Source organism: Salinisphaera sp. RV14, from assembly GCF_052044135.1.
In the GTDB taxonomy this organism is placed as follows: Bacteria; Pseudomonadota; Gammaproteobacteria; order Nevskiales; family Salinisphaeraceae; genus Salinisphaera.
Genome location: NZ_JBQDYF010000006.1, coordinates 86622 through 100495, shown reverse-complemented (window position 1 = coordinate 100495; position 13874 = coordinate 86622). Strand labels below are relative to the sequence as shown.

The window sequence follows — 13874 nt, the reverse complement described above, 5'->3', positions numbered from 1 at the left end:
GACAACAACTGCCGCGGCTGCCGGTAGGGCAACCGCGACAGTTTACCGTTACAGCCAGAGATGCATGCCATTGGCCAGGTTAAGTACGGCCGCATAGGTCAGATACATCAGCCACAAGCCGGTGACCACATGCGCCAGACCGAGCAGACGCTCGGAAGCCGGCACCGCGATGCCGAAACTGGCGAAGAACTCGAAGAAGTAGACCGCGCACAGACCGACGAACAGAATCGCGACCGGTGTATCGCCGTTCATGCCCATCGATAGCGCACCCAGGATCGACACCAGAAAAAACGCGACGGACATGAAGCCATTCGGACGCGCATCACCCTGGACGAACTTGATGATGCCCATTGCCAGCCAGTGAATGCCGAACACCGAAAAGGCGGTCGCCGCGGCATACAATGCGGCTTCATGGAAGACGTGGAACCACGTCAGGCCGATGAACAGGTAAAACCCTACCAGCGCCTGGCACAGGCCCGGCATGAAAAAGCCCCAGACGCCGTTGGCGCGCGCCACGCTCGCATCCTTTTCGGGCCAGCCCAGCAGTTCCTGCGGCCCGAGAATGAGATAGCCCGTGCCCAGACCGAAAAAACCGAGCGCCACCGGCGCGAATGGCGAAGCAGCAAAAGTAACCGGATCCATGATTCCCCTTTTGAACGATAATTTAGCGAAGGCGATTTATTTGTGTCGATACAACATACACAATCGGCGATTGCCCGGATATCTTGAATTAGACTAATTAACGATACGTTACGTTAGCGGCCATCGCGTGTTACCACACGCCCGGTTCGCCGTAACCCGTGATTGCAATCATGACGCTCCCCGTTCTTTCGATCTTTATCCCCACCTTCTTTCTGGTCTCGTTGACCCCCGGCCTGTGCATGACGCTCTCGCTGAGTCTGGGCATGACGGTGGGCGTGCGCCGCACCGCCTGGATGTGGACCGGTGAACTGCTGGGCGTGGGCCTGGTCGCGGTCGGCTCTGTGATCGGCGTGGCCACCGTCCTGATGCACTACCCGGCCGTGTTCACCGTCTTCAAGTGGGTCGGCGGCGCGTACCTGGTCTGGCTCGGCATCCAGATGTGGCGTTCGCGCGGCAATCTGGCGATTCCCGAGATCGCCGATGACGCGCCCGCCCCGCCCCGAGCGCAGCTGGCGGCCCAGGGGCTGGTCACTGCCATCGCCAACCCGAAGGGCTGGGCGTTCTTCATCGCCCTGTTGCCGCCTTTTCTTGACTTCCAGCAGGCCCTCGCACCGCAACTGGTGCTAATGCTGTCGATGATTCTGGCGATGGAACTGACCTGTCTCGCCCTCTATGCCAGCGGCGGCTCCGCCGCACGCGCCATGCTCGCCAAACGCTCCAATGTCCGCCTCCTGAACCGCATCGCCGGCACCCTGATCGCCGCCGTCGGCGTCTGGCTGGCACTGAGCTGACCGCCGCATTTTTTTTAAAACGCCCCGGCACCGGATGATCGTGCTGACACGACGCGTCTTTCTATCCACAATTACGCAGATTCTTGAGGGGGTCGTTGCAAATATACTTCCCCGCAATAACGCGAACGTACGACCACGGCACACGCGTTCATATTCTTTTTTTCAAGATCTGCGTCGATCTGCGGAAAACAACGTTTTTAATCTGTGAAATCTGCGTAATCTGCGGATGAACCCACTTCCGGACCCCCCCCGCCCGGCAGACCATGACGCGCGAGTAATCGCCCCTCGCGCGCTGATACGACACTTTTTTCTATCCACAGATTACGCAGATCACACAGATTTTAAGAGGCCGTTGTATGCACTTGTCCTCGACATCAGGAACCCTGTCTCGCCATTCACCCGTTTCTTAGCATCTGCGTTAATCTGCGTCGATCTGCGGATAAACCTACTTCCGGAACTACCCCTGCCCAGAAGACCACGACACGCGAGTAATCGCTCCTCGCGCGCTGATATGACACATTTTTATTCACAGATTACGCAGATTGCACAGATTATTTAAGAGGCAGCTGTAATCTTTTTTCTCGACATGCCGCACACGATACAGCTGCGGCACAAGCGTCACGCATCCTTTTCTTAGCATCTGCGTTAATCTGCGTCGATCTGCGGAAAACAACGTTTTTTTAATCTGCGAAATCTGCGGATAAACCGACTTCCAGAACAACCCCAGCCCGGGAGACCACAACGCGCGAGTAATCGCTCCTCACGCGCTGATACGGCACATTTTTTGTCCGCAGATCGACGCAAATCACGCAGATGGGCATAGGGCGATTTAGATGCCTTTCCTCCTGAAACAACACACGCGCCCCGCTCAATCGCTGTGATGACGTATCGTCTTCTTCATATCCGCATGTTTCGGTGCGCATCTGCCGATAATTATTTTATCCGTGACAATCCGTACAATCTGCGGATCAAGCCGCTTCTAGAGCAATGCCGCCAACCGGCAGAATATTTTTATCCACGGATTACGCCGATGGCACAGATTTTTTCAAGAGGCGGTTGTAAGCACTTTCCTCGACATGCCGCACACGATAAAACCTCTGCACAAGCGTTGCGCATCCCTGGCTTATGATCTGCGTTAATCTGCGTCGATCTGCGGACAACTATTCTTTTTAATCTGTGGATAAACTCGCCTTATGGCCGACGCTGATCACGGCGCACGCGGGCGAGTTTGTGGCAGAGTCGGGCAGCGCCGTCGGCCAGGCGCACGGTGGGCCGGCTGATCAGGTCCGGCGGGACGGTCACGAAATGATCGTGGGCAACCGCGGGGATCGCCGGCCACTGCCGCCAATAGGCTTTCCACTGTGGTTTGGTCTGTGCCACGCCCGAGGCCACGATCGCCTGTGGCGCACGCGCGATGACCGACTCGATGCTGACCTGGGGCGCGAGCGTCGCGGCCTTGGCGAAGATGTTGCGGCCGCCGCACAACCGGATCACAGCGCCGGTCATACCGGCATTGGATAGCGTGCGCAGCGGATCCGACCATACCTCCCAGAACAACGAAACCGGGCGGCGATGTGCGTAGCGTTGCCGCAGCGCCGCGATGCGCTGTTCGAACGCCCTGGCCGCGCGATCGGCGCGCCCGCCCGTGCCGCCCAGCACGCCCAGATCGCGAATGGTGCGCGCAATGCCGGCCAGCCGACGCGGATCATCGACATACACGGCGATACCCAGCGCCCGCAGCCGACCGATGATGTCGGGGGAGCCGCCCTCGGCCCAGGCGACGACCAGATCCGGCTTTTTCGCCACGATCGCCTCGAGGCTGAGGCTGTCGTAGCCGCCCACGCGCGGGATGCTCTGCGCCGCGGGCGGATAATTCGAATAACGCACGGCGCCGACTACGCGATTGCCCAGGCCGGCGGTAAACAGGTTTTCCACAAGATGGGGCGTCAAGGCGACGATGCGGCGTGCCGGATGCGCCAGCCGGACTTCATGCCCGGTGAAATCGGTGACCGAAACCGGGCCAGCCGCGGCCATGGCCGCCGGTCCGGCCAACCAGCCCAGCAGCGATAACAACCCGAGCACAGACCACCGACGCGTGCGGCGCATGCGCTGCGCGGTCATGGCCTGGAAACCCCGTCGACATGCCACAGAGCAGTAGAGAGCCGTTCGCGCTGGTGTTCCGGCGGCAGGCCGAAACGCAGCCAGCGCCGGTTGTCGCCGAGCCGGGTGAACACGGCCCGAGATGCCAGCTCGGCGTGCGCCGCGGCGGCCGCACCCTCGGCCGCAAAGAACACGGTCACGAACGACCCGCCACTGACCACGAGTTGTTGCGGGAAGGCATCGACGAGGCCCGCCCGAAGCCACGCTTGTGCGTCCCGAATCCGGGCGCGCTGATCGATCTGCCAATCGCGGTCGGCCAGTGCCCGCGTGCCGATCCAGCGGGTCGGATGCGCCACGCCCCAGGGCGCCACGGCACAACGCAGCGCATCGACCGTGGCCTTGTGACCGAGGGCGAATCCGAGGCGGATGCCGGCCAGCCCGAAGAACTTGCCCACCGATCGCAGCACAATCGCCTCATGCGCGACCGGATCGAAAGACGGCCCCGTGTCACCATCGGCGAAGGCCGCATCGACGATGAGCCGGCCCGGGCCGAGCGCGAGCGCGACTCGGCGCAGACGATCCGGACCGGCGCGCTCGCCGGTCGGATTGTTTGGATCGAGCACCACGGCACGATCGACCGCCGTCAGCATCCGCTCGAGATCGTCCAGATCGCGGTAGTACCGGAGGCTATGGCCCGCCGCGCGCCAGCCGGCGGCGTGCTCGGTATAACCCACGGCGGGCACGGCCACGGTGGCCGGCGCGCACAGGCGCGGCACCTCGCGAATGGCGAACTGGCTGCCGGGCAAGGCCACGATCCAATCCGCTGCACAGCCGTAGTAGGCGGCCGCGGCGGCAATCAGCCCATCACCGGCCTCCGGCAGGCGCGACCAGACAGCCGCGGGCAGCGCCGGCACCGGCCACGACCAGGGCGCGATGCCGGTCGACAGATCCAGCCATTCATGCCGGGGAATGCCGTAGTGCGCAGCCGCGGCACGCAGCTTGCCGCCGTGGATCATGCCCATAGCCCGTCCATCAGGAGTACCGCCACCACGATCACGGCCAATGCCCGATCGGCCAGACCCAGCGCGCGTACGACATCGACGTCTTGCGGTGTGCGCCCGCCACCCAGCGCCGGCCGTTCCCGCCAGGCGCCGTGATACCAGGCGCCGCCGCCGAGGCGGATACCGAGGGCGCCGGCGCCGGCCGCCATCACCGGACCCGCGTTCGGGCTGGACCATCGCCCCGCCTGTTCGCGCCAGCAGGTCCAGGCGGCGCGGGTGTCGCCGACCAGCACGAAAGCCAGCGCGGTGAGACGTGCGGCCGGCCAGTTCATGCCGTCGTCCAGGCGCGCCGCGGCCCAGCCGAAGGCGACGAACCGGGGGCTGCGATAGCCCCACATCGCATCCAGAGTATTGATCAGCCGGTGAGCAAGTACCGCCGCGGCAGCGCCCGCCGGGCCGGCCGCCGCAGCGCCGAAAACCCACCAGAACACCGAGGCAAAGATCGCATCGCTGCTGTTTTCGAGCACGGACTCCAGCAGGGCGCCGCGTACGCCGGCGGCATCCAGTTGCGCCGTATCGCGGCTGACGAGCCAGGCCACGCGTTGCCGGGCGCCTTCGAGATCGCCGGCGGCGAGCGGTCGGGCCACCGCCTCGGCGTGTTCGATCAAGCCGGCCCGCCCAACCGCCAGCACGAGTACCAGACCCGCCAATAACCACGCCAGCCCGCTCGGAACCCAGTCGACGCATGCGCCGACAAACAGCGTGGGCGGTCCGACCAGCAGCGCGAGCGCGACCATGCCATTGCGTCGACGGCCGTGATTGAACCGCCCTTCGATCCGATCGGCGAGACGGCCGAACAGCGCGAGCGGATGCCGCCGGCGCGGCTCGCCCAGCACCGCATCGGCCACCAGTGCCGCGACCAGCATCAGACTCAATGCCACGGCAGGCCCCAGGCCGCCGCCACCAGTGACGCCGCCTCGACCAGTTCGATCAGCGCGCCGGCCACGTCGCCGGTATAACCGCCGATACGGGTCTGCCAGGTCCGGCGCCAACTCCACACGATCACCCCGGCCAGCAGCACCATTAAAGTCCAGAGAGGCAGCGGCAATAGCCATGCGCCCGCCACCGCCACCACGACAATCCCCAGGGTGATCGCCCCGCGCGGACGGGTGGCCGCCTGGTCGCGGGCGATGCCCCGGTCTCGGCGGTAGGCCGTGGTGGCCATGAGCGCGGCGGTACCGGCACGGGCCAGCATTGGCACGGCAAGCAACAAGCCGACGATCGCGCCCCGGTGCTGCAGCAATGTCGCCAAGGCCGCGAACTTGACCAACAACACGATCGTGATCGTGGCCACCGCCATTGGCCCGGCGGCCGGGTCCTTCATCACCGTGAGAATACGCGAGGCGTCGCGGTGGCCGGCACAGCCCGCGTCGACACAGTCGGCCAGTCCGTCCAGATGCAATGCGCCGGTGATACCGACCCACACCGCCAACAACAAGGCGGCGGCAAGCAGAGGCGCCGCACCGCGCAACACGCCTTCTGCGAGCACGAGCACCCCACCGATCAGGAGGCCCACCAACGGATAGCAGACCACCGAACGCCCCTGATCGACCGGCCGGATACGTGCGGGCAGCCACCGGCCGACCGGCAATACAGTCAGCAGTGACAGCGCCAGAAGAAGCGGCGTGGCGGCGCGTTTCATGCCCGGTCGAGGTTGTAACCCATCAGCCTCGGCATCGACGACTCGCCGTCGTGCGTGATGCTGATCCGGGCGCGGCAGCCATAGGGCATGCCGAAACGGTTGGTCGCCGCCAGTGGCAAATCCAGCACATGGGCCACGAGATTGCGGATCACCCCGCCATGGCACACCAGCAGCACGTGGCCGCCCCGGTTCGCGGCCACCAGCTCGCCCCAGCCTTCGGCCACCCGGGCCCGGATCGACGGCAACGGCTCGGCGTTCGGCGGCGTATTGTTCTCCGGATCGACATACCAGGCGCGCGCGGCGTCGGACTGGTTCGCCCACACGTCGGCGATGAGCACGCCTTCCCAGTCGCCGAAATACATCTCGCGGAAGCGCTCGTCGACGTTCAAGGGCACATCGCGGGCCGCGGCCAGTTCGGTGGAGAACTCGCGGCAACGACGCATCGGCGAGGTCACGATCGCATCCCAGCCGGCGAGCGGTTCGGTCACCCGGCGCAGCCGGGCCCAACCGGCCTCGGACAAGGCCACGTCCGTCGAGCCACGGAAGATCGGCCCCCCTTCGCATTCGGCGTGGCGCAGGATGTCGACCGTGGTCGTGGTCATGTCGAAATCAGGCACTATCCGCGACTCCCGCATCGGCAAAAGTTGCCATTCTGCCGTGAACGGCCAACGCGGACCGAATCACGCCCAGTGCGACCATCGCCCCGCTGGCCTCGCCGAGCCGCATATTCAGATCAAGCAACGGCTCGGCGGCCAGCGCTTCGAGCACCCGGCCATGGCCGCCTTCCGCCGAACGATGCCCGAAGATCAACCAGCCGGCCACACCGGCATTCAGATGCACCGCGGCCAGCGCGGCGACGCTGCTGATGAAACCGTCGACCAGCACCGGCACGCCGCGCTGCGCAGCCGCGACATAGGCGCCGGCGAGCGCGGCAATCTCCAGCCCGCCGAGGCATTCGAGGACTGCCAGCGCGGCATCGGGCAGGGATTGCGCCGTCCAGCGCACACGGTGTCGCGCCAGGCCGGCATCAACGGCGGCCCGCTTGGCGGCCAGCCCGGCATCGTCGACCCCGGTCCCGCGGCCGACCGTCGCCGCGCCGTCCAGATCCGCCAGGGCCGCGAACACCGCCGCCGCGCTGGTGGTGTTGGCAATGCCCATCTCGCCGCCCACGAATAACGACAGCTCCGCGTTCACTTGGTCCGCGCCGACCCGCAGCGCGGCCGACAGCGTCGGGCCATCCATGGCCGGGCCGCGCGTGAAATCCGCGGTGCCCGGCGCCAGCCGATGATTGACCACCCCCGGCACGTCGTCGGCCGGCGTCACCGTGCCCAGATTGACCACCGCCATGTCGGCCCCGGCCTCGCGCGCGAGCACGGCCACCGCCGCGCCGCCGGCCGCGAAGTTGGCCACCATCTGCGCCGTGACTTCCTGTGGAAACGCCGACACGCCCCGCGCGGCCACGCCGTGATCGGCCGCGAACACCGCCAGCCCGACCCGATTCAGCACGGGCTTGTCCGTGCCCTGCCAGGCCGCGAAATCCGTGGCCAGCGTCTCCAGCCGGCCGAGCGAGCCCGGCGGCTTGGTGAGCTGATTCTGTCGTTCGATCGCCGCGGCGCGGGCGGACTCGTCGGGCTGGGCGGCCGGTTCGAAGAGCCAGTCGAAATCAGGCATAGATCATTGCTCCTGTTGAAAACCCGGTTCGCGAATGCATGCGAATGAAGCGCGAATAACAAGACTGTCCGCAGATCGACGCGGATACACGCAGATCGAAAATCAGTGACTTGACGGTCAGCGCGTGCATCGGACGATAAGGGGCTCGTTGATGATTGCGTGCGAGGGCCGGTGTCGTTCGCGCCACGGCATCGCCCAGTGGTGCGCGAGCCAGCTGGACGCAATCGACAATCTTCTGGTCTTGTATCCGCGTGCAACGGCGTCGATCTGCGGACAATTGCTTCGAAAACGACGACGTGAACCGTCCAAGCCACAACGACTCGAAAATACTCCGTTGTTTATCGCCGACAAACCATTTGCGTTCCATTCACGTGCATTGGCGGACGACGGATAAGAAACACCGTTCATGTGAGCGACAGCAGCGGGAGGTCGGATGAGCGCGCAGCGCTTAATCCGACGCTCAATCCCTGGGTTCCGAGGCTTGGCTGTCGGATTACGGTGCGAGCACCTAATCCACCTACGCAACTATTCGGTGCGGACAAGCCGACGACGATGATGAGGCTGGCTTTCGCGTGTCGGCGCCGGGGCATTTTTTTGCGGCGACCAGGGCTTTGGTTTCGCACTGATGTGCGCGTTCTTTCTTTTGCGTGCCCCAAAGAAGGAACCAAGAAAAAGGCACCCGACACGGCGCCGGCTAATGCCGGTTCACTCCGATGCTCGCGACGACGGGATGCGGCAAAAACTCGGGCCGCTTTGGCGGCCCTCAAACACCTTGCCGCACCGGCGCAGCGCGCCGGACACCCGTCGCCGCTGCCCGTCTCCGTGTAACGAGACAAAATACAGCCAGGCCAACTCCCCGGTTTTGCCGTGTCGTGCCTGTATCGGGCCCCTTGGGCGCGGCGCCGAGCAGTGGCGGCCGAAAGCGACAAAGACCGCCGAATGTCGGAGTCGCGCGCAGCGCGGCGAGTTTCCGGCGGTCCGCTTGCGGCCGGAGCCGCGCAGGGCACCGATGCGGAGCCTCGGCGCAAGACAGGGTGTCCTTTCCTTGGGTTACGTTCGTTCGGACAAGCAAACGAAAGTGACTCGCACATCAGTGCGAGACTCCAACCTTCCGCCAACTTGAAAGCACGACGACTCACGGCCATGACGACAACGGCTTCAAATCCAGAGGCAACCCCGCCACGACGAGACTGACCCGCGAACACAGGCCCGCCAGCGCCTGATGCAATCGCCCGGCTTCGTCGACGAAGGTGCGCGAAAGCTCGCCGAGCGGCACAATGCCGGAGCCGACTTCATTGGAAACCAGCAGCACGCGGCCGGCACAATCCGGCAACGTCGTCAGCAGTGCATCGCGCTCGGCGGGCCACGCATCCGCCGCCAGGGCGTTGTTCAGCCACAGCGTCAGGCAATCGACCAGGATCACCGTGCCCAGCGCATCCTGCGCGGCAATCGTCGCCGCCAGCTCGAGCGGCGCTTCGACCGTTTGCCAGCGAGCATCGCGATACGCGCGATGGTGCGCGATGCGTTCCGCCATGGCCAGATCGTGCGCCTGGCCGGTCGCGATATAGATGAAGTGCTCGGCACTCGGTGTCGCCAGCGCCGTGCGTTCGGCGAACGCGCTCTTGCCGCTGCGCGCGCCGCCCAGAATCAAGTGGTGGCCCGACATGGCTTCAATCATGCAGCACCACCGGGGTGCCGGTCACCGGATGCGGGATGACATGGGTCTCGGCATCGAAGACCCGGGCCAGCGTGGCCTCGGTCACGACCTCGGCCGGTGTACCCCAGGCCACGGTAGTGCCCTCGGCCAGGGCCAACAGCCGGTCGGCGTGCGCGGCGGCCAGCGAGACATCGTGGCCGACGAAGACAATGGCGACTCCGGTGGCCGCGCACCGACGCAGGCTGCGCATGATCAGGCTCTGGTGGCCGATATCGAGCGAGGCGACCGGCTCGTCCAGCAACAGCAACCGCGCCGCCGCGTCCTCCGCCGACCCGATCTGCGCCAGTACGCGGGCAAGCTGGACGCGCTGCTTCTCGCCGCCGGACAGGCGCGTATAGGCACGCGGGATGAGGTGCGCGATATCCGTGGCCTTGGCGACGGCATCGATTACCGCGGCATCCGCCGCGCGGCCGGTGGCGTGCGGGCTGCGGCCGAGCGCAATCACCTCGCGCACGGTGAATGGAAACGCCAGCGCGCTGGCCTGGGCCAGAAAGGCGATCCGCCGCGCGCGTTCGCGCCGGTCGAAGGCGCCCAGCGCGCGGCCGTCGAACGCCACCCGCCCGGCGGATGGCGCCAGATCGCCCACCAGCGCATGCAGCAGCGTCGACTTGCCGGCGCCGTTGGCCCCGATCACGGCCAGCATTTCGCCGGGCGCCACCGTAAACGACACGCCGGCGATGAGAACACGACCGCCACGCCGGATCGCCAGTTCTTCGACCGCCAGCGTCACAGCGCGTAATCCCGCGTGCCGCGCAGCAACACGATGAAAAACGGCGCGCCGAGCAGCGCGGTCAGCAGCCCCACCGGCAGTTCGGCCGGCGCGACCACCACCCGGGCCAGGGTATCGGCGGCCAGCAACAGCACCGCCCCGGCCAGGGCGGAGGCCGGCAACAACGTGCGATGATCCGGCCCGATCGCCAGCCGCACGATATGCGGCACGACCAGGCCGACAAAAGCGATCGCCCCGGCCAGGGCCACCGAAATACCGACGCCGAAGGCGACCAGCACGATCAACACGGTCTTGGTCCGGTCTACTGCGAAACCCAGGTGACGGGCCTCGGATTCGCCCAGCAACAATGCGTTCAAGGCCCTCGCCCGGGCCGGCAGGCCGGCCAGCACGGCCGCGGCGGCGACCGCGATCAGGCCCACGCGCGGCCAGTTGGCGCCTTCCAGCCCGCCCATCTGCCACAGGCTGATGCGCCGCAGCATGTCGTTGCTGGCATAGAACTCCAGCAGCGAGGTGAGCGAACCGGCCAGCGCGGATATCGCGATGCCGGCCAGCAGCATGGTGGCCACCGATGTGCCGCTGGCCCGGGTGGCCAGCACATAGACCAGCACCACCGCCGCCGCGCCGCCCGCGAACGCGGCCAGTGCCACCAGCGACAGCCCGGCAAAACCGGCCAGCGCGCCGCCGAACACAATCGCGAGGCTGGCTCCGGCCGAAGCCCCGGCGGTGACACCGATCAATGAGGGATCGGCCAGCGGATTGCGGAACAACCCCTGCATGGCCGCACCCGAAATTGCCAGGATCGCGCCGACCAGCGCGGTCAGCAGCGCCCGCGGCAGGCGGATCGCGTTCACGATGAGCGCGGTCTGATCGACGCGATCATGAAAATGGAAAAGTGCGGCCACAACCTGGCCGATCGGCAGCCGCACCGCGCCAAAGGCGAGCTCGGCCATAAAAGCCGCCGCCAGCAACACGCCCAGCATGACGATAAGCAGGCGCGGCTTCATGGCAGGGCTTCCAGATCGATCGCCGCCTCGACCGCATCCGCCAAGCGTTCCAGGCTGGCCTCGCGGCGCTCGGCCTGATCGACGGCACCGGCCGCGTCGAGCCCGGCCCAGGCCAGGATCGCGTCGCAGCCGGCGCCGGTATCGAACAGGCCGTGCAGATAGGTGCCGGCGATCTGGCCGTCGGCCGAAAGCGCGCCGTCCGGGCCGTCATCGAGCTGGAGAAACGGCCGTGCCAGCGCAGCCCCCGAGGTTACGCCGCAGTGGATGCGATAGCCGGCGACCGCGCCACCGCCAGCCAGCACGCCGGTCACATTCTGCAGGTGCTTGTTCGTATCCAGCCGCGTCGTGAAGTCGAACAGGCCGAGGCCGTCCGTCGTCCCCGATCGATCCTCGACGCCGTCCGGATCGGCGATTTCGTGGCCCAGCATCTGATAACCGCCGCAAATGCCGAGCAGCTTGCCGCCATAGCGCAGGTGGCGCTTGATGCGATCCGCCCAGCCGGCGTTGACCAGCCAGGCGCAGTCGGCACGGGTATTCTTGGAGCCGGCCAGCACGATCAGATCGGCCGGGCCCGGGGTATCGCCGGGGCCGACGAACTGCAGATCGACCCGCGGATGGGCGCGCAGGGCATCGAAATCGGTGTGGTTGCTGATTCGAGGGGTAACCGGCACCTGTACTACGAGCGCATCGGCGGCGGTCGTCTGCCCGGTATCGATCGCGTCCTCGGCGTCCAGATGCAGGCCCGTCAGGTAGGGCAAAACGCCGAACACCGGCTTGCCGGTACGCGCTTCCAGCCAATCCAGCCCCGGCTGCAGCAGACCGATATCGCCGCGAAAGCGATTGATCACGAAACCCGCGACGCGTTCGCGTTCGGACGGCGACAGCAACGCCAGCGTACCCACGATTTGGGCGAACACGCCGCCCTTGTCGATGTCGGCGACCAGAATCACCGGGCAATCCACGGCCTCGGCGAAGCCCATGTTGGCGATATCGCCTTCGCGCAGGTTGATCTCGGCCGGGCTGCCGGCGCCCTCGACCAGCACACGCGGGTAGGCAGCAGCCAGTCTCGCATGCGAGGCGCGCACCGCCGCCATCGCCTGTGGCTTGTAGCCGTGATAGCAGCCAGCATCCATCGTGCCGATGGCATGGCCGTGGATGATGACCTGGGCGCCGATGTCGCTGGCGGGCTTGAGCAGCACCGGGTTCATGTCGGTAGTGGCCGCCACGCGCGCGGCCTGTGCCTGCAGGTATTGCGAGCGGCCGATCTCGCCGCCATCGACCGTCACCGCGCTGTTGAGCGCCATGTTCTGCGGCTTGAACGGGACCACGGCCACGCCGCGCCGGGCATACGCCCGCGCCAGCCCGGCCACCAGCGTCGACTTGCCGGCGTCCGAGGTCGTGCCCTGGATCATCAGCGTCCTTGCTGTCATGGGTGGCCGTTCTTCACGTCATTCATCCCCGGATTTCACGGATTGCACAGATGGGTTGCAGACGGTTTTCGGTTTAAAGACAGCTCAAAATACTCGACTTCGTTGTTTGAGAACCTGTCCGCAGATCGACGCAGATGCACGCAGATCGGAAAGCAGATGATTCCGCCGACACAGATTAGCCGTGATGTCGATTGCAGCTCTTTACCTACGGACATATTCGAGGCTTCGTTCTTCAAGTCATTCATCCGCAGATTGCACGGATTTCACAGATTAACTGCAGGCGGCTTTCAGGCATGAGGATAGCTGAGAATATTCCGCTTCGTTCTTTGATAACCTGTCCGCAGATCGATGCAGATGCACGCCGATCAAAAAGCAGATGACTCCTCTGATGCCGTTAAATCGGCATCGATTGCAACCTCGCTGCCATGATCCAGGCGCTTCCATACGTTTCTTGAATCTGCGTAATCTGTGAAATCTGCGGATAACCGCCTTGTAAAAACCGTATTGAGATCTGCGTAGATCGACGTCGATCTGCGGACAGGTTTATCGAACAGCTCGCAACGCCAATTAATTCCGGGCGTTTTCCGCTTGCAGGCAGTCCAAAATATTCGGCTTCGTTCTTTGACAGTCTGTCCGCAGATCGACGCGGATGCACGCAGATCAAAAAGCAAATGACGCGTCCGATGCTGTTAAATCGGCATCGATTGCAACCTCGCTGCCATGATCCAGGCGCTTCCATACGTTTCTTGAATCTGCGTAATCTGTGAAATCTGCGGATAACTACCTTGTGAAAACCGTATTGAGATCCGCGTAGATCGGCGTCGATCTGCGGACAGGTTTATCGAACAGCTCGCAACACCAATTAATTCCGGGCGTTTTTCCGCTTGCAGACAGTCCAAAATATTCGGCTTTGTTCTTTGACAGCCTGTCCGCAGATCGATGCAGATGCACGCCGATCAAAAAGCAGATGACGGGTCCGATGCTGTTAAATCGGCATCGATTGCAACCTCGCTGCCATGATCTAGGCGCTTCCATACGTTTCTTGAATCTGCGTAATCTGTGAAATCTGCGGATAACCGCCTTGTA

General features: G+C 64.8%; 14 protein-coding genes. 2 read left to right on the top strand and 12 right to left on the bottom strand.

All coding sequences use genetic code 11. The annotated features are described in order from the left end of the window. Positions 1-48: 48 nt before the first annotated feature. Positions 49-642 (bottom strand): hypothetical protein, encoded by a 594-nt coding sequence (locus ACS8Y6_RS08335; protein ID WP_440855373.1) that lies wholly within the window; start codon positions 640-642, stop codon positions 49-51. A 167-nt stretch (positions 643-809) separates the two neighbouring features. Between ACS8Y6_RS08335 and ACS8Y6_RS08330 the strand changes: the two genes are divergently transcribed. Together ACS8Y6_RS08330 and ACS8Y6_RS08325 are read left to right on the top strand one after the other, a co-directional pair. After that, positions 810-1433, top strand: coding sequence for a LysE family translocator (locus ACS8Y6_RS08330; RefSeq protein WP_440855421.1), 624 nt, complete (start codon positions 810-812; stop codon positions 1431-1433). 880 nt (positions 1434-2313) lie between these two features. Beyond that, complete coding sequence (locus tag ACS8Y6_RS08325) at positions 2314-2562, top strand: hypothetical protein (RefSeq protein ID WP_440850047.1); 249 nt, start codon at positions 2314-2316, stop codon at positions 2560-2562. 62 nt (positions 2563-2624) lie between these two features. On the opposite strand, the gene ACS8Y6_RS08320 is transcribed toward ACS8Y6_RS08325, so the two are convergent. The 11 genes from ACS8Y6_RS08320 to ACS8Y6_RS08270 form a co-directional block, all read right to left on the bottom strand. Continuing rightward, positions 2625-3554, bottom strand: coding sequence for a cobalamin-binding protein (locus ACS8Y6_RS08320; RefSeq protein WP_440850048.1), 930 nt, complete (start codon positions 3552-3554; stop codon positions 2625-2627). Continuing rightward, complete coding sequence (gene cobD / locus ACS8Y6_RS08315; RefSeq protein ID WP_440850049.1) at positions 3551-4555, bottom strand: threonine-phosphate decarboxylase CobD; 1005 nt, start codon at positions 4553-4555, stop codon at positions 3551-3553. Before cobD ends, ACS8Y6_RS08320 begins: the two co-directional genes overlap by 4 nt. Continuing rightward, complete coding sequence (gene cbiB, locus ACS8Y6_RS08310; RefSeq protein ID WP_440850050.1) at positions 4546-5475, bottom strand: adenosylcobinamide-phosphate synthase CbiB; 930 nt, start codon at positions 5473-5475, stop codon at positions 4546-4548. Before cbiB ends, cobD begins: the two co-directional genes overlap by 10 nt. Next, positions 5466-6236 carry an adenosylcobinamide-GDP ribazoletransferase gene (locus ACS8Y6_RS08305; protein WP_440850051.1) on the bottom strand — a complete coding sequence of 257 codons (771 nt, stop codon included), beginning with the start codon at positions 6234-6236 and terminating at the stop codon, positions 5466-5468. The genes cbiB and ACS8Y6_RS08305 overlap by 10 nt, the downstream gene beginning before the upstream one ends. Continuing rightward, complete coding sequence (locus ACS8Y6_RS08300) at positions 6233-6853, bottom strand: histidine phosphatase family protein (protein WP_440850052.1); 621 nt, start codon at positions 6851-6853, stop codon at positions 6233-6235. Before ACS8Y6_RS08300 ends, ACS8Y6_RS08305 begins: the two co-directional genes overlap by 4 nt. Next, on the bottom strand, positions 6846-7907 hold the full coding sequence (gene cobT / locus ACS8Y6_RS08295; protein ID WP_440850053.1) for a nicotinate-nucleotide--dimethylbenzimidazole phosphoribosyltransferase: 1062 nt from the start codon (positions 7905-7907) through the stop codon (positions 6846-6848). The genes ACS8Y6_RS08300 and cobT overlap by 8 nt, the downstream gene beginning before the upstream one ends. Further along, complete coding sequence (locus tag ACS8Y6_RS08290; protein ID WP_440855372.1) at positions 7900-8274, bottom strand: hypothetical protein; 375 nt, start codon at positions 8272-8274, stop codon at positions 7900-7902. The genes cobT and ACS8Y6_RS08290 overlap by 8 nt, the downstream gene beginning before the upstream one ends. A 768-nt stretch (positions 8275-9042) precedes the next feature. Then, positions 9043-9585: a bifunctional adenosylcobinamide kinase/adenosylcobinamide-phosphate guanylyltransferase gene (cobU, locus tag ACS8Y6_RS08285; protein WP_440850055.1), complete on the bottom strand. Its 543-nt coding sequence runs from the start codon at positions 9583-9585 to the stop codon at positions 9043-9045. Next, positions 9578-10354, bottom strand: a complete 777-nt coding sequence (locus ACS8Y6_RS08280) for a heme ABC transporter ATP-binding protein (protein WP_440855371.1) — start codon at positions 10352-10354, stop codon at positions 9578-9580. The genes cobU and ACS8Y6_RS08280 overlap by 8 nt, the downstream gene beginning before the upstream one ends. Continuing rightward, the gene (locus ACS8Y6_RS08275) at positions 10351-11358 is read right to left on the bottom strand and encodes a FecCD family ABC transporter permease (RefSeq protein WP_440850057.1); all 1008 of its coding nucleotides are present in this window, start codon (positions 11356-11358) and stop codon (positions 10351-10353) included. The genes ACS8Y6_RS08280 and ACS8Y6_RS08275 overlap by 4 nt, the downstream gene beginning before the upstream one ends. After that, positions 11355-12788, bottom strand: coding sequence for a cobyric acid synthase (locus tag ACS8Y6_RS08270; RefSeq protein ID WP_440850058.1), 1434 nt, complete (start codon positions 12786-12788; stop codon positions 11355-11357). Before ACS8Y6_RS08270 ends, ACS8Y6_RS08275 begins: the two co-directional genes overlap by 4 nt. Positions 12789-13874 lie beyond the last annotated feature (1086 nt).